General features: G+C 63.0%; 19 protein-coding genes and 1 tRNA gene. 11 read left to right on the top strand and 9 right to left on the bottom strand.

The features are described 5' to 3' along the window. Positions 1 to 267 (top strand): hypothetical protein (locus ACH6CX_RS17920; protein WP_396676112.1); only part of this gene is annotated, 267 nt, incomplete at its 5' end. A 241-nt stretch (positions 268 to 508) separates the two neighbouring features. Beyond that, a tRNA-Met gene (locus tag ACH6CX_RS17915) sits at positions 509 to 585 on the top strand. A gap of 314 nt (positions 586 to 899) precedes the next feature. On the opposite strand, the gene ACH6CX_RS17910 is transcribed toward ACH6CX_RS17915, so the two are convergent. From ACH6CX_RS17910 to narL, 3 genes are all read right to left on the bottom strand, one after another. Further along, positions 900 to 1,925: a zinc-binding alcohol dehydrogenase family protein gene (locus ACH6CX_RS17910; protein WP_396676110.1), complete on the bottom strand. Its 1,026-nt coding sequence runs from the start codon at positions 1,923 to 1,925 to the stop codon at positions 900 to 902. Between the two features lie 181 nt (positions 1,926 to 2,106). After that, positions 2,107 to 3,339 carry a gephyrin-like molybdotransferase Glp gene (gene glp / locus ACH6CX_RS17905; protein WP_233006159.1) on the bottom strand — a complete coding sequence of 411 codons (1,233 nt, stop codon included), beginning with the start codon at positions 3,337 to 3,339 and terminating at the stop codon, positions 2,107 to 2,109. A 13-nt stretch (positions 3,340 to 3,352) separates the two neighbouring features. After that, complete coding sequence (gene narL, locus ACH6CX_RS17900) at positions 3,353 to 4,006, bottom strand: two-component system response regulator NarL (protein ID WP_233006158.1); 654 nt, start codon at positions 4,004 to 4,006, stop codon at positions 3,353 to 3,355. 202 nt (positions 4,007 to 4,208) lie between these two features. Here narL and ACH6CX_RS17895 point away from each other — a divergent pair, with 202 nt between their 5' ends. Together ACH6CX_RS17895 and ACH6CX_RS17890 are read left to right on the top strand one after the other, a co-directional pair. Next, complete coding sequence (locus ACH6CX_RS17895; protein ID WP_233006157.1) at positions 4,209 to 5,822, top strand: MFS transporter; 1,614 nt, start codon at positions 4,209 to 4,211, stop codon at positions 5,820 to 5,822. Between the two features lie 75 nt (positions 5,823 to 5,897). Continuing rightward, positions 5,898 to 7,058: an NnrS family protein gene (locus ACH6CX_RS17890; RefSeq protein ID WP_396676107.1), complete on the top strand. Its 1,161-nt coding sequence runs from the start codon at positions 5,898 to 5,900 to the stop codon at positions 7,056 to 7,058. 59 nt (positions 7,059 to 7,117) lie between these two features. On the opposite strand, the gene ACH6CX_RS17885 is transcribed toward ACH6CX_RS17890, so the two are convergent. From ACH6CX_RS17885 to ACH6CX_RS17875, 3 genes are read right to left on the bottom strand one after another with little or no spacing between them, the layout of a single operon-like run. Next, the gene (locus ACH6CX_RS17885) at positions 7,118 to 7,402 is read right to left on the bottom strand and encodes a hypothetical protein (RefSeq protein ID WP_237064112.1); all 285 of its coding nucleotides are present in this window, start codon (positions 7,400 to 7,402) and stop codon (positions 7,118 to 7,120) included. 27 nt (positions 7,403 to 7,429) lie between these two features. Next, complete coding sequence (locus tag ACH6CX_RS17880) at positions 7,430 to 7,810, bottom strand: SirB2 family protein (protein WP_233006154.1); 381 nt, start codon at positions 7,808 to 7,810, stop codon at positions 7,430 to 7,432. 7 nt (positions 7,811 to 7,817) lie between these two features. Next, positions 7,818 to 9,665 (bottom strand): ATP-binding protein, encoded by a 1,848-nt coding sequence (locus ACH6CX_RS17875; protein ID WP_237064111.1) that lies wholly within the window; start codon positions 9,663 to 9,665, stop codon positions 7,818 to 7,820. 312 nt (positions 9,666 to 9,977) lie between these two features. Between ACH6CX_RS17875 and ACH6CX_RS17870 the strand changes: the two genes are divergently transcribed. The 7 genes from ACH6CX_RS17870 (at position 9,978) to ubiM (ending at position 19,828) form a co-directional block, all read left to right on the top strand. After that, positions 9,978 to 13,739, top strand: a complete 3,762-nt coding sequence (locus tag ACH6CX_RS17870; protein WP_237064110.1) for a nitrate reductase subunit alpha — start codon at positions 9,978 to 9,980, stop codon at positions 13,737 to 13,739. Continuing rightward, a complete protein-coding gene (gene narH / locus ACH6CX_RS17865; protein WP_233006151.1) occupies positions 13,736 to 15,283 on the top strand; it encodes a nitrate reductase subunit beta in 1,548 nt (515 codons plus the stop codon). The genes ACH6CX_RS17870 and narH overlap by 4 nt, the downstream gene beginning before the upstream one ends. Before the next feature lie 74 nt (positions 15,284 to 15,357). Then, on the top strand, positions 15,358 to 16,092 hold the full coding sequence (narJ, locus tag ACH6CX_RS17860) for a nitrate reductase molybdenum cofactor assembly chaperone (RefSeq protein WP_237064109.1): 735 nt from the start codon (positions 15,358 to 15,360) through the stop codon (positions 16,090 to 16,092). Positions 16,093 to 16,096: 4 nt separating this feature from the next. Then, complete coding sequence (narI, locus tag ACH6CX_RS17855; protein ID WP_237064108.1) at positions 16,097 to 16,792, top strand: respiratory nitrate reductase subunit gamma; 696 nt, start codon at positions 16,097 to 16,099, stop codon at positions 16,790 to 16,792. Between the two features lie 373 nt (positions 16,793 to 17,165). Then, positions 17,166 to 17,993, top strand: a complete 828-nt coding sequence (locus ACH6CX_RS17850; RefSeq protein ID WP_233006148.1) for a peptidyl-prolyl cis-trans isomerase — start codon at positions 17,166 to 17,168, stop codon at positions 17,991 to 17,993. A 1-nt stretch (position 17,994) separates the two neighbouring features. After that, on the top strand, positions 17,995 to 18,651 hold the full coding sequence (gene can, locus ACH6CX_RS17845) for a carbonate dehydratase (protein ID WP_233006147.1): 657 nt from the start codon (positions 17,995 to 17,997) through the stop codon (positions 18,649 to 18,651). A 10-nt stretch (positions 18,652 to 18,661) separates the two neighbouring features. Continuing rightward, on the top strand, positions 18,662 to 19,828 hold the full coding sequence (gene ubiM, locus ACH6CX_RS17840) for a 5-demethoxyubiquinol-8 5-hydroxylase UbiM (RefSeq protein WP_396676102.1): 1,167 nt from the start codon (positions 18,662 to 18,664) through the stop codon (positions 19,826 to 19,828). Between the two features lie 151 nt (positions 19,829 to 19,979). Here ubiM and ACH6CX_RS17835 read toward each other — a convergent pair whose 3' ends face one another. From ACH6CX_RS17835 to ACH6CX_RS17825, 3 genes are read right to left on the bottom strand one after another with little or no spacing between them, the layout of a single operon-like run. Beyond that, positions 19,980 to 20,606: an anaerobic ribonucleoside-triphosphate reductase activating protein gene (locus ACH6CX_RS17835; RefSeq protein WP_237064104.1), complete on the bottom strand. Its 627-nt coding sequence runs from the start codon at positions 20,604 to 20,606 to the stop codon at positions 19,980 to 19,982. Further along, a complete protein-coding gene (gene nrdD, locus ACH6CX_RS17830; RefSeq protein WP_233006144.1) occupies positions 20,603 to 20,800 on the bottom strand; it encodes an anaerobic ribonucleoside-triphosphate reductase in 198 nt (65 codons plus the stop codon). The genes ACH6CX_RS17835 and nrdD overlap by 4 nt, the downstream gene beginning before the upstream one ends. Before the next feature lie 59 nt (positions 20,801 to 20,859). After that, positions 20,860 to 22,959, bottom strand: a complete 2,100-nt coding sequence (locus tag ACH6CX_RS17825; protein WP_237064102.1) for a ribonucleoside triphosphate reductase — start codon at positions 22,957 to 22,959, stop codon at positions 20,860 to 20,862. Positions 22,960 to 23,174: the final 215 nt, after the last annotated feature.

Below are 23,174 nucleotides of genomic sequence, written 5' to 3'. Positions count from 1 at the left end.
GAGTTCTTCGACAGCCGTGCGAGCCTGTACGTGCTGCGGGCGGACTGGCACTTCGTGCACGAGTGGGACCTGCTGATCGAGGGTCGTATGCTGGACCTGCCGGATGCACAGGACCGTCGGAGCGGCGTGCTGCTGGGTGTTTACCGGCATGTAGGGAAGCACCTGAAGGTAGGGGCGGGCTACAACTTCACGGACTTCTCGGATGACCTGACGCAGCTGGACTACGACAGCCAGGGGTTCTTCATCAACGTGGTGGGCAAGCTCTGACGGGTTCGCCCCGCGGCCTCCTGGCTGCGGGGCGTGTAGCCAGGCCCTGGAAGTGATTCGTGCTTACCCCGTGGCACTGTTTTGAATTAGTGCTTTTTCGGATGCGCATGATTTCTAAGTATTTTTTGCAAAGAAGCTTGGACATCTCCGTGCGTTATCAATAGAATGCGCAGCCTCTTCGGAGCCACAATCACTGGCGACGGAAGACGGAACCCCACGGGGTTCGGTTATACAGTATTGATGCGGGGTGGAGCAGCCAGGTAGCTCGTCGGGCTCATAACCCGAAGGTCGTAGGTTCAAATCCTGCCCCCGCTACCAAATCCAAGACCTACAGCTTCGTAGGCAGGCCCGACAGAGTCGGGCTCGTTTTCTACCTCGTGCCGGCATGGCCGGGCGAAGGTCACAGGTTCGAAACCTGCCCCCGCTACCAAATCCAAGACCTACAGCTTCGTAGGCAGGCCCGACAGAGTCGGGCTCGTTTTCTACCTCGTGCCGGCATGGCCGGGCGAAGGTCACAGGTTCAAATCCTGCCCTCGCAACTATATCCAGGGCCTGCGGTTTCGTAGGTAGCCCCAAAGGTTCGGGGTTTTTCTCAGTTTTTCTGTCTCCGCCTGCATAGTCAGGCTGGATAATCACCAGCCTTCAAGAACCAGTTTTCCAATTGTACGGCCGGTTTCCAGCAGGCGGTGCGCCTCACGGAGGTTGGTCGCATTGATCGGCTGCTGCACCAGGTTAACCGTGCTTTTTAAGGTGCCGCGGTCCACCAGTTGGGCAATCTCGTTGAGAATTTCCTGCTGCCGGTGCATGTCGGTGGTGCGAAACATGGACCGGGTGAACATGAACTCCCAGCAGAAGGTGGCGCTCTTGGGTTTCAGTAGCGACAGGTCCAGGGGTTCCCGGTTATCGACAATACTGCAGATGCTGCCCTGGGGTTTGATGATATTGGCCATGGCGGGCCAGTGCTGGTCGGTGTCGTTGAGGCAGAGAATATAGTCCACCGGGCCGAGCTTGTGCTCCTCCAGCTCAATGTCGAGTGGACGTCGGTGGTTGACGATATGGTGTGCGCCCATCTGCTTGGCCCATACGCTGGATTTCGTGCGCGATGCGGAGGCGATGACACGGAGTCCGGCAATGTGCCGCGCCAGTTGGGTGGCGATGGAACCTACACCACCGGCGCCACCGATCACCAGGATGGACTTACCTGTGTCCGCGCCTGCAGGGGATATACCCAGGCGGTCGAACAGGGCTTCCCAGGCCGTGAGGCCGGTGAGGGGAAGGGCGGCGGCTGCGGCGAAATCGAGGCTCTCGGGCATGTGGCCGACAATGCGTTCATCCACCAGGTGCATTTCACTGTAACAGCCCGGGCGGGTGATATCGCCGGCATAATAGACCCGGTCCCCCGGCCGGAAGCCTTCCACTTCCTCACCAGTATCGATTACCTCCCCGGCGGCGTCCCAGCCAAGTATTTGCGGTGTTTCCGGTGGTTTGATGTCGCCGTGTCTCGGTGCACGTACCTTGGTATCCACCGGGTTTACGGCAATCGCCTGTACCGCGACAAGAAGGTCGCGGGACCCGGGTCGTGGGCGGTCCAGGTAGACGTCGACAAGTGACTTTTCGTTACTAATAGGCAGGTACTGGTATAACCCGATCGCTTTCACTGGCGCTGCTTCCCTTCTGGCTGGTATGGACGGGGCACTGCGGAAGAAGTCGCAGCGCGCCTCCCTGTGCCCCGCGTATCGTCCAACAGCGCTCAGGTTAGCGCCGCGCGGCCTTGCATTCCAGTGGTTTGCTCACGTAATGCCGATGGGGCATCCATTGATTAGTGGAGGCGGGGTCCCGTCAGAGGGGCGCGCGCAGGGGCTCGATGGTTACCATGTCTCCCGCTGCGACCGGCCCACTGTCCCGGTCGAGGACGATAAAGCAGTTCGCGGCCGCGAGACCTGACAGTATATGGCTACCCTGGGTGCCCGCCGCCTCCACCACCAGCATGCCTTGCTCGTCATTGCGGAAGAACCCGCGCTGGAAATCGGTGCGGCCGGGTTTTTTGTTCAGCGGCTGCAGCAGCCTGGCGCGCATGGTCTGGGGTGCGGACCAGCTGCCGCCCTGCATGATGGACAGGGCCGGCAGCACCAGCTGGTAAAAGGTTACCAGCGCGGACACGGGGTTGCCCGGCAGTCCAAAAAATGGCGTGCCCTGCAGACGGCCGAAGGCAAAGGGCTTGCCCGGTTTCATGGCCACCTTCCAGAAACCGATTTCCCCCATGTCCTCGAGCACCTCGCGAGTGTAATCGGCTTCTCCCACCGACACCCCGCCAGAGGTGATGATTGCGTCGGCATCGAGCGCCGCGCGCTCCAGTGCGCCCGCGATAACCGAGCGGGTGTCAGGCAGGATACCCAGATCCAGTATTTCCAGCCCAAGGCCCGCCAGGGCGGCTTTGAGCGCGGTACGATTGCTATCGTAGATGTCGCCCGCAGTGAGTTGCTCACCGGGTTGGCGCAACTCGTCGCCGGTGGAAAACAGGGCGATTACCGGTTGCCGTCGCAGGGTAACCGAGCCGACCCCGGCGGCGGCCAACAGCGCGATATGGGCCACCGTAATCCGGGTGCCCGCGGCCAGCAGGACCTCGCCCTCGCGAATATCCTCGCCGCGACGGCGGATATGATCGCCGGCCTTGACCCGGCCGCTTACCCGCACAGATTCCTCGCGGGCCTCGACCTGTTCCTGCATGACGACGGTATCGGCGCCAGGGGGCACCACGGCGCCCGTCATGATGCGCACACAAGTGCCTGGATTGACCATGCCCGTGAAGGGCTTACCGGCGAACGACTTGCCAATCAGTTCCAGCGGCTTGCCGCTTTCGAGGTCGGCCAGGCGCAGCGCATAGCCGTCCATGGCCGAGTTGTCGCAGGGTGGAAGGTCGAGTGCTGCGATCACCGGTTCCGCGAGTACGCGGCCCGCGGCCAGTTCCAGTGGGATATCTTCAGTACCCGGCACCGGCTGCAGGGCTTCCAGGAGCCGCTCGCGGGCCGTTTCAACCGGCATCAGGCCGGGCTGGCTGCAGCAATCGCTCATGGGGATACCTCGCTCAGTTGGACTCCGGTCGCTTCTGGTTCACCATCCACACGGCCGCCTCGACACGCGAGCGCATGCCGAGTTTCTTCAGCAGGTGCTTGACGTGTACCTTGACGGTGGCATCGCTGATGTCGAGCTCGCGGGCGATGAGCTTGTTGCTGAGGCCGTCGGCAATCAGTTGCAGTATCTGGTATTCGCGGCTGGTCAGCGTCGACAGGGTGTCGGCGCCGGAGGTTTCCGGTTTGCGCAGGGCTGAGGCCAGGATCTCGGTAAGCCGCTGGCTGATTGCCAACTTGCCGTGGGTCGCCTCCAGTACCTGGTCGAGGATTTCCTCGGGCTCCATGTCTTTCAGGAGGTAGCCGTCCGCCCCGGCGCGGATGCAGGAGACGACGTCGGCATTGTTGTCGGAGACGGTCAGCATCACGATGCGGGAGGTGACATCCGCGGCCCGCATGGCACGCAGCGTGTCAAGGCCGTCCATCCCGCGCATATTCAGGTCGAGCAGGATGATATCGGGATCGTGTTCCCGGGCCTGCTCCAGGGCCTCTTCACCACTGCTGGCCTCCGCCACGAGCTCCAGGCCGGGCTCCATTGCGAACAACTGCTTCAGGCCTTTGCGAAAAAGGGGGTGGTCATCAACCATCATGATGGTTGCAGGTTGGGACATGGTGGACCTGCCGTTGTCGTGCCGGTTGTATTAAATGTGAGCGGCTACTTTAGCACAGGCCCCCGGGGCGGGGAGTACCCCCAAAGGGGTAGCTCTGGCCCAGAACGGGAAAAGTGGTTACTTACTGATGGTAATTGAGAGCGGGGCTGCAGGGGACCATAGTGCATGGCGAATCAGTAAAACCAGATCAGGAGAGGCCGCCGTGTCAGATATATACGAATGGACTCCAGAAGACAGTGGATTCTGGCAGTCCAAAGGAAAGAAGATTGCGAATCGCAATCTATGGATATCCATCCCCAGCCTGCTGTGCGGCTTCGCCGTGTGGCTCTACTGGGGAATCATCACCGTCCAGATGCTCAACCTTGGGTTCCCCTTCGCGAAGGCTGACCTCTTTACCCTGATGGCAATCGCCGGCCTGACCGGGGCGACGCTGCGTATTCCCAGCAGCTTCTTCATTCGCCTGTTCGGTGGGCGCAACGCCATCGTATTTACCACTGCGCTGCTGATGATCCCCGCCCTGGGGACGGGCCTCGCGCTGCAGAGCAAGGAAACCCCGCTGTGGGTGTTCCAGCTGCTGGCACTGCTGTCCGGTATCGGCGGGGGTAACTTTGCCTCTTCCATGTCCAATATCAGCTTTTTCTTCCCCAAGGAGAAGCAGGGGTTGGCGCTGGGCCTGAACGCGGGCCTGGGTAACTTCGGCGTCACCAGCATGCAGATCCTGGTGCCCCTGTTCATGACTTTCGGCGCCTTCGGTGCCGCCGGCGGGGATCCCATGGTGCTGGTCAGTGGCTCCGGCTCCCTCATCGGCAAGATCCCGGCCGGTTCCGAGGCCTGGATCCAGAATGCCGGCTTTGTATGGCTGCTGTTCCTGGTGCCGCTGGCCATCGTCGGCTGGTTCGGCATGAACAACCTGCGCACCGAGGAGATTACCCCGGACGTGGGCAGCCCGCTGTCAGCCATGGCCAAGATGACCCTGATGCTGGGTATCGGTTTCCTCACCGCGGTGGTGGGCCTGTGGCTGCTGCTGCCGGAGGCTGCCAACGGTTCCGGCTGGGGCGTGCCCAAGGAAATCGTGTTGGTAATGGTGATTGCCGCTACCGTCTTCGGCCTGAAGATGCTGCCGGGCGATATCAGGACCAGCCTCAACCGGCAGTACCGCATTTTCAACAACCGCCACACCTGGGTGATGAGCGTCATTTACACCATGACTTTCGGCAGCTTCATCGGCTTTGCCGCGGCATTCCCGCTGGCCATCAAGGTGATCTTCGGTTACAGCCACGTGATGGTCGACGGTGTGATGACTCACGACACCATCAACCCGAATGGTCCCAGCGCCCTGATGTACGCCTGGATGGGTCCTTTTATCGGTGCCCTGATTCGTCCGGTGGGAGGCTGGATCTCCGACCGCGTCGGCGGCGCCCTGGTTACCCAGGTCTGTGCGGCTATCATGGTGGCGAGTGCGCTGGGTGTGGCCTACTACATGAAGGCAGCCTACGGGTCTGCGACCCCGGAAGAGTTCTTCGTACCATTCTTCCTGCTGTTCCTGGTGCTTTTCGGCGCCACCGGGATAGGCAACGGTTCAACCTTCCGCACTATTGCCATGGTATTTCCCCGCGAACAGGCTGGTCCGGTGCTTGGCTGGACTTCTGCGGTGGCCGCTTACGGTGCCTTCTATATCCCGAAAGTCTTCGGTGAGCAGATCAAGGCCACCACACCGGAATACGCGCTGGCAGGCTTCGCCATCTTCTACGCCGTATGCATGGTGATTAACTACTGGTTCTACTTGCGTAAGAATGGGGAGTTCTACAACCCCTGACCCGGATAGGCCCGCGTTAACTCGCACCGCTTGGGGAGGCTTCGCCTCCCCCTTTCTGTTTTGAGGAGTAGTAACTTGATACCAATAGTCGACCGTTCGCGAATCGAAGCCCTGGCGCCCATCTGGCGCATGCCCTTCCGGCCATTTTTCTGGGGGGCGGCCGCCTGGAGCCTGCTCACCCTGCTGGCCTGGCAGGCCCAATTGTCGGGGTGGGGATTACCGGTGCTGCGGGGCGGCGTTACCTGGCATGCCCACGAGATGCTGTTCGGCTTTGCGGGTGCCGTGGTGGTGGGCTTCCTGGGTACGGCCATGCAGACCTGGACCGGTATTCCCTCGCCGCACGGCAGGCAGCTGCAGCTGCTGGTCGGCCTGTGGCTGCTGGCGCGAATCGGCTACCTGTTCGCCGCGGTGCCTCTGTGGCTGCCGCTGGTGGCGGAGGCCGGGTTTTTCCTGCTGGCGGCGGTGCTATTGGGCAGGCGGGTGCTGGTGGCCAGGCAGTGGCGCAACGCTTTCGTGCTGCCGGCGCTGCTCGCACTGGCCGGGCTGGCGCTGTACCACTGGCTGGCGCCCGCACGCCAGGGCCATGCCGCGCTGCTGACTCTGTTGCTGATGACCGGCCTGATACTGGTTATCGGTGGCCGCGTGATTCCCTTCTTCACCGCGCGACGCTTCCACCTGGCGCAGCGCGACAAGCTGGCGGCAGTCGAGTACGGGACACACGGGGTGCTGGTCGCGCTGTTGCTGGCCTTTGCGTTTGAGCTGCCCCGGGCAGTACTGGCGCTGCTCGCATTTACCCTGGGGGCGCTGCAGTTGGTGCGCACCATGCGCTGGCACCCTACTGTCATCTGGCGCGAGCCGCTGGTGTGGTCCCTGCACATCAGTTACTGGTTCGTGATCCTGGGTCTTTTCCTGCTGGCGTGTTGGTGGAGTGGAATCGCGCCAGCCTGGCGCAGCGGCGCCGTGCACGCACTGGCGGTAGGCGGCATCGGTGGACTGATACTGGCGATGATCAGTCGCGTGAGCCTGGGCCACACCGGCCGGCTCCTGGCCGTACCGTCATTAATGCCGCTGGCATTCGCGGCACTGGCGTTCTCGGCGTTAGCCCGGGTCTTCTGGGCGCCGGCAGCGGCCGGCTTCCTGGCCGCGGTGGCGGCCTGGGTAGTGGGTTACGGGCTGTTCCTTGTCTACTACACGCCGGTACTGTTCCGCGCGCGCCCCGACGGGCATCCGGGTTGAGGGAAGCGGGGCGATTGTCCCGTTGCCCGGATCCACCCCGGGCGTTCCACGCCGGGCCCTCAGTCCGGCTGGATAAGGCCGTTTTTCGCGATGGCTGCATGGATTTTCCGGCAGCGCTTGCCGAGCGCGCTGACATCCCCGAGTGTGGGAACCTCCCCCTGATCGAGGCGCTCTGTCCAGTCGAACAGCTCCCCGTCGATAAACTCCAGCAGCTTCTTGGGGCATCCCTGGCAGGGGCCGGCGCACAGCTGGGCCGCCGGCAGGTGAAAGGGCAGGGCGCGACGGGCCTCACTGATAATGGCACGCATGGCGGTCGCGGTATCCGGCTTGCGTGAGCTTTCCATCACCCCATCCTTCCGGCGACCGTGGCCTCAGATGAACGGCAGCGGTGACTTGCTGATCGCCACCGACACCATGTAGGCGAAAGCCATGCTCGCGCCCGCTGCTCCCAGCAAACGTTCACTGCCGTTGCGGGCAAGGCGCATGGTGACGACGCCCAGCAGTATATAAGCGAGCAGCCCGCCGAGCTTGGCGAGCAGCCATGGCTGTTGCAGCGGGTACCACTGCAGGCGTTGCAACAGGAAGAGCGCGGAGACCAGCAGGGCGGTATCCACCAGGTGGGGAAGTAACCGGGCGAGCCGGCCCCGCGCCCATCCCGCGCCGGCGAGCTGGCCACCGGTGCGCAGCATGAATCCACTGAAGGACAGCATTGCGAGGGTCATGTGCAGGGTCTTCAGGGTGGTATAGAGCATTGCGTGATCACGCCTCCTGCCAGATGACTTCCCGGTTGCGGGCGTAGTCGGGCACAAATGTAAAGGAAACCTCGGTACCGCCGGTGTCGCGCCGCCGGATCGTCAGCTCCCCATCCAGGTTGCTGGCCCGTTCCTGCATGATCGACATGCCGAAGTGATTACGTTTCTCCGGGGCGTCGCTGATACCTATCCCGTTATCGCGGATCCGCACCTCCAGGCTGTGGTTGTCCCCCTGGAGCAGGCTGATTTCCACGTGGTCGCCCTGGGAGTGGTAGACCGCGTTCTGCGACGCCTCGCGCACCAGCTGCAGGAGGTGGATTTCCTCATGCGGGGTGAGCGGGATCTCATCGAGGCGGTAATCCAGCAGGATGCTCAATTGGGGATGCTGTTCCCGGTAGGAGAGTATGGTTTGCTCCAGGATGCCCCGCAGGCCACCCTGGCCGATCTGCAACCGGAAGGTCGTGAGCAGTTCCCGCAACTGCCGATAAGAGGAGTCCAGCCCCTGCTTCAGCTCGGCGATGATTTCCTGCACCTGTTCCCGGTCGACCTGCTCGCCGCGGTTGGCGCGGGTGAGGCGGGTAACCTGGATCTTCAGGTAGGAGAGGGACTGGGCCAGTGAATCGTGCAACTCGCGCGCAATGATGGCGCGCTCGTCCATCAACGCGACGCGGCGCTCCTGGGCCTCGCGCTCATTGATGGCGATGGCGGCGGTAACGCTGTCGGCAAAGGTGGCCAGGCGCTGCTGCTGTTCCTCATCCAGCTCTTTCTCCTGCGGGAGGCTGCACACCAGTACGCCGTAATTGCGCTTGTCCACCTCCAGTGGGAAGCGGTAGGTGCGCTGGTCACCCTCTACCGTCGAGCCGCAGGTGCTGACGCAGACCTGGCAGTCGCCGGGGTCGCAGTGACTGTTGCCGAAACCGCGCACCAGGTGTTCATAGGGCGCTTCGCCTTCTGGGGTCATCAGGCACAGGTCGAGGTTTTCCAGGTCGGCCAGTCGCGAGAACTCGGACAGCCACTGCTCCAGCTCGGCGCCTTGCAGCGGCCCTTCGCCAATCCGGCGCGCCAGGCGATACTGGAAGTCCAGGGCCTCGTGACTCTTCTGCAGCTGGGCGGTCTTCAGCTGCACGCGACGCTCGAGGTCGCGGTGGGTCGCGTGGATCTCGTCGCTCATGTAATTGATTGTCCGCGCGAGCACCCCGAGTTCATCCTCGCTGTCGATATCGAGCGGGGAAAGGTCAAAGTTACCCTGCGCGATGCCCATTGAACGGTCGGTCAATTGCTGTAGAGGCTGCTCCACGGAGCGATGCAGGATATACAGCGAGAGGTAAACCAGCAGCACGGTGGCGAACAGGGACGCCAGCTGTACCACGCGCAGCAGCCGGATCTTCGTTTCCGCGATCTGCTGGTACTCTGACACCAGCGCGTCCACTTCGCCGATAAAGGGCTCGAGCCGCGTGGCCAGCTGGAGAGAGTTCATGGGAGTCTGCCCGGCGGCCACCGACTCCACCAGCGGGCGGATTTCCTGCTGCCAGTGGTTGAGTACACCTGTATAGCGCGCGGCCGCGCTGCTGGTGTCGTCCGCGACGAAATCGGAGATATCCAGTACCTGCCGCAGGCGGTGTGCCACCTGGTCGGCTACCTGGCGGGTGGCCTCCCGGTCGCCGGCGGGCGCGGTAGCAGCCAGCCGATAGTTCATGGCGCGCAGTGAGCCCGCCAGGTTGACCGCGGCCGCGTCGTTCTCGGCGGCATCGGAAATGACGTAGGACGCGACCATGGAACTGAGCGCGACCAGCACGGTAAGCAGCATCAGGGTGCCGATGCGGTAAACGATGGACTGGCGGATTCGGTTGAGCATGTCTGGCTATCTGTCGGTCGATTGGGCCCCGGGGCCTATTATGCCCCTGCCGCGCAGGCGTATTTGGTAGTACCACCAAAGAGCGCCATTGTTGCATAATTTTTGATCAGTTTCCCGCAGTTCCCCCGCGGGCCCCGTCTTTGTTCGGTTTCAGCCGCACCTTACCCGCCCGCCGACCCCGGTTCCCTACCCATTCGTGGGTAGATACCCCCCTTTCTACCCCTTTTGGGGCAGGTGATCGCCCCGAAGCGGGCTTTTATATTCGCGCTAACCCGATGGTTTAACCGCATTTTTATGCCCTGGGAGAAACGCATGAGCCATTTCCTGGACCGACTGAAATACTTCAAGAAAAACAAGGAACCCTTTGCCAACGGGCACGGGGAAAAGACCGATGATGATCGCAGCTGGGAAGATGGCTACCGTCGTCGCTGGCAGTTCGACAAGATTGTCCGCTCCACGCACGGCGTCAACTGCACCGGCTCCTGCAGCTGGAAAATCTACGTAAAAGACGGGCTGGTCACCTGGGAAACCCAGCAGACCGACTATCCGCGCACTCGCCCGGACCTCCCCAACCACGAGCCGCGGGGCTGCCCCCGCGGTGCCAGTTACTCCTGGTACATGTACTCGGCCAACCGGCTCAAGTACCCCAAGATCCGCAAGCGCCTGGTGAAGCTGTGGCGCGAGGCCAGGCTGAAGCACAGCGACCCGGTTGAAGCCTGGGCCAGCATCGTCGAGGACCCGGCCAAGGCCAGGTCCTACAAGGAGCGTCGCGGCATGGGCGGCTTCGTGCGTATCAAGTGGGACGAGGTCAACGAGCTGATCGCGGCTGCCAATGTCTACACCACCAAGCAGTACGGTCCCGACCGCGTGACCGGCTTCTCGCCGATCCCGGCCATGTCCATGGTCTCCTACGCCGCCGGCGCCCGCTACCTGTCCCTGATCGGCGGTAACTGCCTGAGTTTCTACGACTGGTACTGTGACCTGCCGCCGGCCTCCCCGCAGATCTGGGGCGAGCAGACCGACGTGCCGGAGTCCGCCGACTGGTACAACTCCAACTACCTGATCGTGTGGGGCTCCAATGTCCCGCAGACCCGTACGCCGGACGCCCACTTCCTGAGCGAGGTGCGTTACAAGGGCGCCAAGACCTGCGTCATCACCTCCGATTACTCCGAGTGCTCCAAATTCGGCGACACCTGGCTGGCGCCGCGGCAGGGTACCGATGCCGCACTGGCGATGGCCTTCGGTCACGTGATCCTGAAGGAATTCCACGTGGACAAGCCCAGCGCCTACTTCACCGAGTATGTGCGCACCACCACCGACATGCCGATGCTGGTCACCCTTGAGGAGCAGGACGGCCGGCTGGTGCAGGGGCGCTTCCTGCGCGCGTCGGACCTGGCCGACAACCTGGGCCAGGACAACAACCCGGAATGGAAGACCATCGCTATCAACCACGACGGGCAGCTGGTCTCCCCGCAGGGCTCCATCGGCTATCGCTGGGGCGAGCAGGGCAAGTGGAATATCGAGCAGCGCGACGGCAAGAGCGGTGAGGAGCTGCAGCTGATGCTGAGCCTCAAGGAGGCTGCGGACGAGGTCGCCCAGGTGGCCTTCCCGTACTTCGGTGGCCAGACCCACGAATACGACTACTTCCAGCACACCGACCACAGCGACGTGATCGAGCGCAAGGTGCCGATCAGGCTGGTTACCGGCAAGGACGGTGAGACCCTGCGCGTGGCCAGCGTCTACGACCTGACCCTGGCCAACTACGGCGTCGAGCACGGCCTGGACGATCCCAACTGTGCCCACAGCTACGAGGACGACAAGCCTTACACCCCGGCCTGGCAGGAGAAGATCACCGGCTGCCGCCCGCAGGACGTCATCCGCGTGGCCCGCGAGTTCGCCTCCACCGCCGACAAGAGCCGCGGCCGTTCCATGGTGATTGTCGGTGCCGCGCTGAACCACTGGTACCACATGGACATGAACTACCGCGGCCTCATCAACATGCTGATGATGTGTGGCTGTATCGGCCAGAGTGGCGGTGGCTGGGCCCACTACGTGGGCCAGGAGAAACTGCGCCCGCAGACCGGCTGGACGCCGCTGGCGTTCGCCCTCGACTGGCAGCGCCCGCCGCGCCACATGAACGGTACCTCCTTCTTCTACAACCACTCTAACCAGTGGCGCTACGAGAAGCTGGAGATGGAAGAGGTGGTCTCACCGCTGGCCGACAAGAGCAAGTGGCAGGCCTCCATCATCGACTACAACAGCCGCGCCGAGCGCATGGGCTGGCTGCCGTCCGCGCCGCAGCTGGGTATGAACCCGCTGCAGCTCACCAGGGACGCCGCCGCCGCGGGTATGGACCCGAAAGACTACGCGGTGCAGCAGCTGAAAAGCGGCGAACTGAAGTTCGCCAACCAGGACCCCGACAACCCCCAGAACTACCCGCGCAACATGTTTATCTGGCGCTCCAACCTGCTGGGCTCCTCCGGCAAGGGCCACGAGTACATGCTGCGCCACCTGCTGGGCACCAGGCACGGCCTGATGGGCAAGGACCTGGGCGAGGCCGGCGGCAAGAAACCGGAGGACATTACCTGGCATGACCAGCCCAGCGAGGGCAAGGTCGACCTGCTGGTGACGCTGGACTTCCGCATGTCCACCACCTGCCTCTACTCGGACATCGTCCTGCCGACCGCCACCTGGTACGAGAAGGACGACATGAACACGTCCGACATGCACCCGTTCATCCACCCGCTCACCAAGGCGGTGGACCCGGCGTGGGAGGCGCGCAGCGACTGGGACATCTTCAAGGGTGTGGCGAAGAAATTCTCCGAGCTCACCGACGGCCACCTGGGGGTCGAAACCGACCTGGTGACCCTGCCGATCCACCACGATACGCCCACCGAAATCGCGCAGCCGTTTGGCGTGAAGGCCTGGTGGAAGGGTGAGTGCGACCTGGTGCCCGGGGTCACCGCGCCCAGCATGATCCCGGTGGAGCGCGACTACCCCAATACCTACAACCGCTTTACCTCCATCGGCCCGCTGCTGGAGAAACTCGGCAACGGCGGCAAGGGCATCAGCTGGAACACTGAAGTGGAAGTCGACTTCCTCAAGCAGCTCAACCGCACCTGGAGCGAGGACAGCGCGCGCGACGGCCGCGCCCGTATCGACAGCGCGGTGGACGCCGCGGAGATGATCCTGTCACTGGCGCCGGAAACCAACGGCCAGGTGGCGGTGAAGGCCTGGGAGGCGCTGGGCAAGGTGACCGGGCGCGACCATACGCACCTGGCCAAGCCGAAGGAAGACGAGAAGATCCGCTTCAACGACATCGTTGCGCAACCGCGCAAGATCATCTCCTCGCCGACCTGGTCGGGCCTTGAGGACGAGCACGTCAGCTACAACGCCGGCTATACCAACGTCCACGAGCTGATCCCCTGGCGCACCATCACCGGCCGCCAGCAGTTCTACCAGGATCACGAGTGGATGCGTGATTTCGGCGAGAACATGTGCGTGTACAAGCCGCCGATCAACCTGAAGACAGTGCAGCCAGTACTGAACCAGAAGCCCAATGGCAACAAGGAGATCCTGTTGAACTGGATTACCCCGCACCAGAAGTGGGGTATCCACAGCACCTACTCCGACAACCTGCTGATGCTCACCCTGTCCCGCGGCGGGCCGATTGTCTGGATGAGCGAAACCGATGCGAAGCTCGCGGGTGTCGAGGACAACGACTGGATCGAGATCTTCAACGTCAACGGTGCCATCGCGGCCCGGGCGGTGGTGTCCCAGCGGGTACCCGACGGCATGGCGATGATGTACCACGCCCAGGAGCGCATCGTGAATACCCCCGGGGCGGAGACCACCGGTACCCGCGGCGGTATCCACAACTCTGTGACCCGCGCGGTAATGAAGCCGACCCATATGATCGGCGGCTACGCCCAGCAGTCCTACGGGTTCAACTACTACGGCACCGTGGGCTGTAACCGCGACGAGTTTGTAATCGTAAGAAAGATGAACAAAGTGGACTGGCTCGACGGAGAAGAAGTGAAAGAGCCGGTAGCACAAGAGGAGGCCGTGCAATGAAAGTAAGAGCCCAGATCGGCATGGTGCTGAACCTCGATAAGTGTATCGGCTGCCATACCTGTTCCGTGACCTGCAAGAACGTGTGGACCTCCCGCGAGGGGGTGGAGTACGCATGGTTCAATAATGTCGAGACCAAGCCCGGTGTCGGTTACCCGAAGGAGTGGGAGAACCAGGACAAGTGGAATGGTGGCTGGACGCGCAAGAAAAACGGCAAGCTGCAGCCAAGGATCGGCGGCAAGCACCGGGTGCTGGCAAACATCTTCGGCAACCCGGACATGCCGGAGATCGACGACTACTACGAGCCGTTCGATTTCGACTACCAGACCCTGCACAAGGCGCCGGAACAGAAGCATCAACCAGTTGCCCGCCCGCGCTCGCTGATCAGCGGCGAGCGCATGGAGAAAATCGAGTGGGGCCCGAACTGGGAGGAAATCCTGGGCACCGAGTTTGACAAGCGCCGCAAGGACAAGAACTTCGAGGAGGTCCAGGCGGACATCTACGGTGAGTTCGAAAACACCTTCATGATGTACCTGCCGCGCCTGTGCGAGCACTGCCTAAACCCGGCCTGTGTGGCGTCCTGCCCCAGCGGTGCCATCTACAAGCGCGAGGAAGACGGCATCGTGCTGATCGACCAGGACAAGTGCCGCGGCTGGCGGATGTGTGTGTCCGGCTGTCCCTACAAGAAGATCTACTACAACTGGAAAACCGGTAAATCGGAGAAGTGTATTTTCTGCTACCCGCGCATCGAGGCGGGCCAGCCGACCATCTGCTCCGAGACCTGCGTTGGCCGGATCCGTTACCTGGGCGTGCTGCTCTACGACGCCGACCGCATCGAGGAAGCGGCGTCGGTGGAGGACGACAAGGCCCTGTACCAGGCCCAGTGCGACATCTTCCTGGACCCGAGCGATCCCGCAGTGCAGGAGGCCGCCCGCGCCGAAGGTATCCCGCAAGCGTGGATCGATGCTGCCCAACAGTCGCCGGTGTACAAGATGGCAATCGACTGGCAGATCGCCCTGCCGCTGCATCCCGAGTATCGCACCCTGCCGATGGTCTGGTATGTGCCGCCGCTGTCGCCGATCCAGAACGCAGTGCAGGCGGGCGACGTGGAAACCGTGACCGTGGGGCGCAACGCCGAGATCCCGGACCTGTCCACCCTGCGCATTCCGCTGAAGTACCTGGCGAACCTGCTCACCGCGGGCGACGAGGCACCGGTGGCGCGCGCGCTGGAGCGCATGATCGTCATGCGCGCCTACATGCGCGGCATCCACGTGGACGGTGTCCAGGATCGCGAGCTGCTGGAAGAGGCCGGGCTGTCGGTACAGCAGGTGGAGGACATGTACCGCTACCTGGCGCTGGCCAACTACGAGGACCGTTTCGTGGTGCCCAGCAGCCACAAGGCCTACGCCGAAAATGCCTACGACATGAAATCCTCCTGCGGCTTCAGCTTCGGCAACGGCTGCGGTACCGGTAACGACAGCACCAATATATTCGGTGGCAAGAAACAGACAGTACGCCAGGTGATCCCGGCGCAAGAGGTGGATTAACTCAGGCGAAAAAAGCAGTAAAGCCCGGCGCGGAGCCGGGCCTGACCCCCACAGAGCCTGATGCGAGAAAACTTATGAAAACCCTGAACCTGATTTCACGCCTGCTCGACTATCCCGCGGACGAGCTGGTGGCAAACCTGGACGAGCTGACCCGCTGGGTAGCGGAGTCCTCCGATATCGATACGGCCCTGCGCGACAAGCTGCTGGCCTTCATTTCCTATTTTGAACGTATGGATGCCCTGGACTGGCAGTCGGAATACGACGGGCTGTTCGAGCGGGGCCGGCAGGTATCCCTGCACCTGTTCGAGCATGTGCACGGCGAGTCCCGGGATCGCGGCCAGGCGATGGTTGACCTGATGGCCCGCTACCGCAGTGCCGGGCTGGCCCTGAACGAGCGTGAGCTGCCCGACTACCTGCCCACCTACCTGGAATTCTGCGCGACCCAGGGAGAGGCGGCGACCGAATGGCTGGCGGAAGTCTCCCATGTGCTGGCGCTGCTCGCCGCGCGCCTGCGGGAAAAAGACAGTCCCTACCACCTGCTGATGGATGCTTTGTTGCAGTTGTCCGGAGTCGAGGTGGATGTGCCGGCATTGCAGCAACGCATCGCCGGTGAGGAGCCCGACGACACGCCCGAGGCCCTGGACAAGATCTGGGAGGAAGAGGCTGTTTCCTTCTCCGGCACCCAGGGTAGTGCCTGTGACCAGCTCACCATGCGCCCCAGCGAAACCCAGCGCCGGGACGGCCAGCCACTCAACTGGGTCAACGCGGCAGAACAGCCGGCCCCGCAGCACCGCGCTTCTATGGAGTAAGATGATGGACTACCTGAATACACTACTCTTCGGCATCTATCCCTTTATCGCCCTGACCGTGTTCGTGGTGGGCAGCCTTATCCGCTATGACCGCGACCAGTACACCTGGCGCACGGGCTCCAGCCAGCTGCTGGAAAAGAAACAGCTGCGCGTCGGCAGTTACCTCTTCCACATCGGTGTGATCGCAATCCTCGCGGGCCACTTCGTGGGCCTGCTCACGCCCAAGTGGGTCTGGCACGCAGTTGGCGTCTCCGCGGCCACCAAGCAGCTGATGGCCATGAGCATCGGTGGCCTGTTCGGCATCATCTGCTTTATCGGCCTGACCATCCTGGTGAAGCGCCGCCTGACCAACCCGCGTATCCGGGCTACCACCTCGCGCATGGACCTGACCATCCTGCTGATGCTCTATGCACAACTGATCCTGGGGTTGATCAGCATCGTGGTCTCCACCGGCCACCTGGACGGTGCAGAAATGCTCAAGCTGATGACCTGGGCGCAGTCCATCGTGACTCTTGACGGTACCACCGCGGCAGCGGCCATTGCCAATGTGCACATCATCTTCAAGCTGCACATCTTCCTCGGCATGACCCTGTTCCTGCTGTTCCCCTTCAGCCGCCTGGTGCATGTGTGGAGCGTGCCGGTGCAATACTTCCGCCGCAACTACCAGGTGGTGCGCGCGCGTCCCACCAGGGAGGTCTGAGTGATCGCCGGGGTTGCGCATGACGCAGTCCCGGTGCTGCCAGGCATGCGGGGGGCGCCCGCCGTTGCTGGTGCCGCGACTATTGCTGTGAAAAGGAGTGAGGCATTGACTGCCAGTCACTCTCTTGCAAGTTCCACCGCAAGCACCGGATACCGTCAACAGTGACACCGAGCTGGGCCTGACCGCGAAGAACAAACTTGATGCCGTGGATCGTTGCCGGATTCCTGCCGGCACTGGGAGCGGCCATCGACAATGGTGCCGATGCTGTCTATATCGGTTTTCGCGATGAAGCCAGCGCGCCGCAACAATCCAGGCGCTCATTACCCGGGCGCAAAAAAAGTACAGTTACAACGGACTCTTACAGGAGGTCCAGATGAGCAACTTGCTGACATCGGACAAGCAGGGCGACACCGAGCTTTTTCTCGCCCCGGTGACGGTCAATGGAATGGAAATCCCGCGCGAGCAGATTTATGCGGAGATGCAATATCACCCGGCGCCCACACCCCGCGAGGCTGCTTATGCCGCGGCACGCTCGCTGGTGATCGGCCAGCTGCTACGCGAGGCGGCAGTGGAGCGCGGCCTGTGTGAGGCAGATGTCGAAATCAACAGTGAGGCGTTCGATAAAGCGGTGGGGCAGCTCGTCGCGGGCGACATGGACGTGCCGGCGCCTACAGAAGAGGCCTGCCGTGCCTTCTTCGAGGAGAACCGGCAAAGGTTCCGCTCAGAGCCGCTGGCCGAAGTCCGCCATATCCTGCTGGCCGCGGATCCCGACGACGAAGCGGCGCGGGAACAGGCGCGGGCTTCGGCAGCCGACCTGCTGCGCCAGGTGCAGGAATCCAGCGACCCGCTGGTGACCTTTGCCGACCTGGCGAAGGCTGCATCGGAGTGCTCCTCCAGCGAATCGGGCGGCAGCCTGGGGCAGGTAAGCCGCGGCGATACCGTGGCACCTTTCGAGGAAGCGGTTTTCCGCCAGGGGCAGGGCCTGGTGCAGGAACCGGTGGAAACCGAGTATGGCCTGCACCTCATCTATGTGGAACACAGCGAGCCGGGCCGTCCCCTCGAGTTCGATTATGTCGCTGACAGGATCAGCGATTTCCTGCAGGAGCGCGCGCGCCGGGCCAATACTGGCGCCTACCTGCAGCAGCTGGTGGCCTCTGCTGAGATCGGCGGCATTGACCTGCTGGACGGGAGGGCAGCCTGAGATGGCAGAGATAGAGCAGATATTCCGCCAGAACCGTGCCTGGGCAAGTGATCGCACCGAAGAGGACCCGGAGTTTTTCCTGCGCCTCAGCCGCCAGCAGACACCGAAGTACCTGTGGATTGGTTGCTCTGATTCGCGCGTGCCCGCCAACGAGATCGTCGGCATGGCGCCGGGCGAGCTGTTTGTGCATCGCAATATCGCCAACGTGGTGGTGCACACGGACTTCAACTGCCTGTCGGTGTTGCAGTACGCGGTGGAGGTGCTGAAGGTGGAACACGTGGTGGTCTGCGGCCACTACTGCTGCGGCGGTGTACAGGCTGCTCTCGGGCACAGCGAATGCGGGCTGGTGGATAACTGGCTGAGACATATCAAGGATGTCTACGCAATGCACCGCCAGGAACTGGAGGGGCTCGACGAGGCGGCGCGCACGGCGCGGCTGTGTGAGCTGAACGTCAGGGCGCAGGTGCAGAACCTGGCCCGGACCAAGATCGTCCAGCACGCCTGGGAGCGGGGCCAGAAACTGAGCCTGCACGGCTGGATCTACGATATTCGCGACGGTCTGATCCGCGACCTGGGGGTGCGCATGGACGACCGCAGCCTGATTCCCGAAATTTACCATTTCGCCATCGCGTCGGAGGAGACCGGCGCGCCGGCCTGAGGAGAAGTGCATGCAGGCAACGGATATCGCCGTGGTTGGTGCCGGGCCGGCGGCCCTGGCCTTTGCCGCGTTCCTCGCCCACAGTGGCTACCGGCTGACACTGGTTGAGCGCCAGTCCCGTACCTCGCTGGCAGAACCTGCCGACGATGGCCGGGAGATCGCCCTCACACACAAGTCGGTGCGCCTGCTACAAAAGCTGGGCGCCTGGCAGCGGCTGCGCAAGGAGGAGATCAGCGATCTGGCTGAGGCACAGGTGGTCAGCGGCACCTCGCCCTACTGCCTGCAGTTTGACGACCGTGGGCGGGGACCGCTGGGGTACATAGTGGCGAATGCAGCCATCCGGCGCGTGCTGTATGAAGTGGTGGCGCAGCAGGCCAATGTCCGGTGGCAGGATTGCACCACGGTAAGCGGTCTCGGGCTGAAAGGCGGTTACCGTGAAGTTACGCTCAGCGACGGCGACTCCCTGCAGGTGCCGCTGGTGGTGGCGGCCGACAGCCGTTTCTCGGAAACCCGCCGCATGGCCGGTATCGGCGCGGATATGCGGGACTTCGGTCGCTCGGCGATCGTTGGCCGCGTGCGCATCGGCGAACCCCATAAAGGTGTTGCGCGTGAGTGCTTCCGGTACGGCTCCACGCTGGCGCTGTTGCCACTCGCCGATCCGCAAGTCTCGTCGGCGGTGGTGACGGTGCCGTCGAGTCGCAGTAATGAATTGATGGGGTTGTCAGAGTGCGGCTTCGCCGCACATGTGGCGCGGGAGGCCGGGTTCGCACCGGGCGCAGTAAAATGCGAGGGCGAGAGGCACTGTTACCCGCTGGTGGCGGTGTACTCGCAACAATTCTGCGCCGAGCGGTTTGCGCTGATTGGCGATGCCGCCGTGGGTATGCATCCGGTTACCGCTCACGGTTTCAATCTCGGCCTGGCCAGCGCGGAGTCACTGGCGCGCCAGTTGCGCAGGGTAGCCGGTCTAGACTCCGACCAGGCCCTGCGGCGTGCGCTGGGCCGCTACCAGCTGGCGCACAGGCTCGAGTCATGGCCGGTATACGAGGGCACCAATCGCGTCGTCGGGCTCTTTACCGATGACCGCGCCCCGGCACGGCTGCTGCGCAAGGCTGTACTCCGGGTGAGTAATCACTTTACGCCGATCCGCCGGGCGGTCACCTGGCAGTTGACCCGCTAGATATTCCCGTCAATTGACGGCGGTAGTACCACCCCTGCCGTCACCGATAGTTTCCGGTTGCCAATACAGCAGTGCAGCTGCCGGGAGCAATTAATTGCCCGGGAGCAGAAACACTCCCGGGCAGGTTTTGTCGCCGCTGGCGGTTCCCCGCTCAGTGGGGCAGTCGCAGCTCCTGGTCCAGGCAGCGTTCGGTATTGCAACCCTGCACCACCAGGTCGGAGATTCCCAGGTCGGCAAGCCTTCGCCTTACCTCATCGAGTTCGGCATCACTGGTAAGCTGCGGGTGCCGGGTGAGGCGCACCTGCAGTGGGATGCCTGCCTCGGCGAGCAACCGGGCGCTGTCCCAGGAGGTGGCCCCGCTTTTTTCCACGCCGGTGATAGCGGGATAATTTTCAGGTAATGCCTTGATATCGAGGCCCACCCAGTCGAGATGCGGCAGCAGTCCCTGCAGTCGCCGCGGGTACATGCCGGCGGTGTGCAGTCCCACCTTGAACCCCAGCTCCCGCACCTGCGTCATCGCGCTTTCCAGTGCCCGCTGCGCGGTGGGCTCGCCGCCGGAAAACACCACGGCATCCAGCAGCCCGCTGCGCCCGCGAAGAAACGCCAGCAGTTTGCTCCAGCGATACGGCGTCGGCGCCCGGGCGGGCAGCAGCTCACTGTTGTGGCAGTAGCGGCAGCGCCACGGGCAGCCCTGGCAGAACACCACGGCTGCCAGGGCCCCCGGGTAGTCGATGGCGGTAAAGGGCGTAAAGCCACCGACCCGCAGGGACTCACTCACGGATTAATGGCCACTGTTGCAGTACCCGTTGCGGGTGTTTTCCCGTTGTCAGCGACGAAGTACTGGCGTTCGCGATGCTCCGACTGCTTGCCCGGATTCCAGAAGGACACCGGCCGGTGATAACCCATCACCCGGCTCCAGATTTCACAGGGGGTGCGTTCTTCATCGTTGAGCAGGTTGGTATGGTCTTGCATGATAGCTCTCCTTTCTTTCTTCTCGGGTGTCACTGTCTCCAGTATGCGGGATGTGTTCCTTACGCGGGCGCCCCGCACTGTTGCTTACCGCTCTGTTCTTTGCCGCACTGTTTTTTCGCCAGCAGCTCCTCATCACAGCGCGGGCAGAACGGGTGCTCGCCGCTCAGGTAGCCGTGTACCGGGCATATCGAGAATGTCGGTGTAACGGTGATGTAGGGCAGGCGGTAGTTTTGCAGCGCCCGCCGCACCAGCCGGCGGCAGCTGTCGGCGTCCGGCAGTTCCTCGCCCAGGTACAGGTGCAGCACGGTGCCGCCGGTATAACGCGACTGCAGTGACTCCTGCCGCGCGAGCGCCTCGAACGGATCGTCGGTAAAGCCCACTGGCAATTGCGACGAATTGGTGTAGTAGGGGGCTTCATCGCTGCCGGCCTGGAGGATATCCGGGTAGCGCTTCCTGTCCTCGCGGGCGAAGCGGTAGGTGGTGCCCTCCGCGGGTGTCGCCTCGAGGTTGTAGAGGTGGCCCGTCTGCTCCTGGAACTCGGTCATGCGCGCGCGGATATGGTCCAGCAGGCGCTCCGCCATGCGCTGGCCCTCTTCGGTGACGATGCTGTCGCGGTCGCCGCTGAAGTTGCGCAGCATCTCGTTGATGCCATTCACGCCGATGGTGGAGAAGTGGTTGCGCAGGGTTCCCAGGTAGCGCTTGGAATAGGGGAATAGGCCCGCGTCCATGTGGCGCTGGATGACCTTGCGCTTGAGTTCCAGCGAGTTGCGCGCCAGTTCCAGCAGGCGATCCAGGGCGGCCATCAGGCCCGCTTCATCTCCCCGGTGCAGGTAGCCCAGGCGCGCGCAGTTGACCGTCACCACGCCGAGCGAGCCGGTCTGCTCGGCGGAGCCGAACAGCCCGTTGCCACGCTTGAGCAGCTCCCTCAGGTCGAGCTGCAGCCGGCAGCACATGGAGCGCACCATGTTCGGGCTCAGGTCGGAATTGATGAAATTCTGGAAGTAGGGCAGGCCGTAGCGCGCCGTCATGGCGAACAGCCGCTCGGCGTTGTCACTGTGCCAGGGGAAATCGGGCGCGATGTTGTAGGTGGGGATGGGGAAGGTGAATACCCGGCCGCGCGCATCGCCGGTACTCATTACCTCGATATAGGCGCGGTTGATCAGGTCCATCTCTTCCTGCAGCTCACCGTAGGTAAAGGGCATTTCCTCACCGGCGATGACGGGCACCTGCTCGCGCAGGTCCTCCGGGCAGACCCAGTCGAAGGTGAGGTTGGTAAACGGTGTCTGCGTGCCCCAGCGGGACGGCACGTTGAGGTTGAAGATCAGTTCCTGCATACACTGGCGGACTTCTCTGTAGCCGAGCCCGTCCTTGCGGATAAAGGGCGCCAGGTAGGTGTCGAAAGAGCTGAATGCCTGTGCACCGGCCCACTCGTTCTGCAGCGTGCCGAGGAAGTTGACGATCTGCCCCACCGCGCTGGACAGATGTGCGGGCGGCCCGGACTCCACCTTGCCCGGCACGCCGTTGAGGCCTTCCTGCAGCAGCGTGCGCAGGGACCAGCCAGCGCAATAGCCGGCCAGCATGTCGAGGTCGTGGATATGGATATCACCATCCCGGTGCGCCGCACCGATTTCCGGGTCGTAGACGTGGTTGAGCCAGTAATTGGCGATCATCTTGCCGGCGCTGTTAAGGATCAGGCCACCCAGGGAATAGCCCTGGTTGGCATTGGCTGCCACGCGCCAGTCCTCGCGCTGCAGGTACTCGTCGACAGAGGCGCTCACATCCAGCAGGGTGCGGCGGTCCTCGCGCAACTGCTGATGGCGGCTCCGGTGGGCGATGTAGCCCCGGGCAGTATCCAGGTGGTTGTTGCTGATCAGTACCTGCTCGACGATATTCTGGATTTCCTCGATATCCAGCGGCGCGCTACCGTCACAGCGATGGCCAATCACCTTGCAAACCTGTGCCGTCAGCAGGTCGGCCTCGTCCGCGTCAAAGTCACTGCTTGCCTGCCCGGCCCGCAAAATGGCGCTGTGGATGCGGCGGCTATCGAACGCGGTGGAGCGGCCATCGCGCTTCCGCACCAGCAGGCCGGGCGGAATGCGGCCACTGGGCACGGCGCCGGCGGCGCTGGCTTCTGGGGTGACGGTTGTGGATGCGGACATGGGGCCTCCTGGCTGGTGAAGTTGTCGGTATGCCACCACGGTGGCTACCGAGCTAACTTGATTTTTATCATCTACATGTTGTGCCTGCGTTTTTGCTAGGCACAACATATGGTGTTCTATGTCTCGGTACAAGAGGAGCTGAGTGGCGGGGTGGCTGCACGGCTACTTACAGGCGAGGCCGTCTCTACCCCTTTCGGGGTAGTGGTAAGGCGGTC

The organism is Microbulbifer sp. JSM ZJ756 (genome assembly GCF_044383805.1).
Classification (GTDB): Bacteria; Pseudomonadota; Gammaproteobacteria; order Pseudomonadales; family Cellvibrionaceae; genus Microbulbifer; species Microbulbifer zhoushanensis.
Note: the sequence above shows the minus strand (reverse complement) of the source record. Positions and strands in the feature narration are given on the sequence as shown.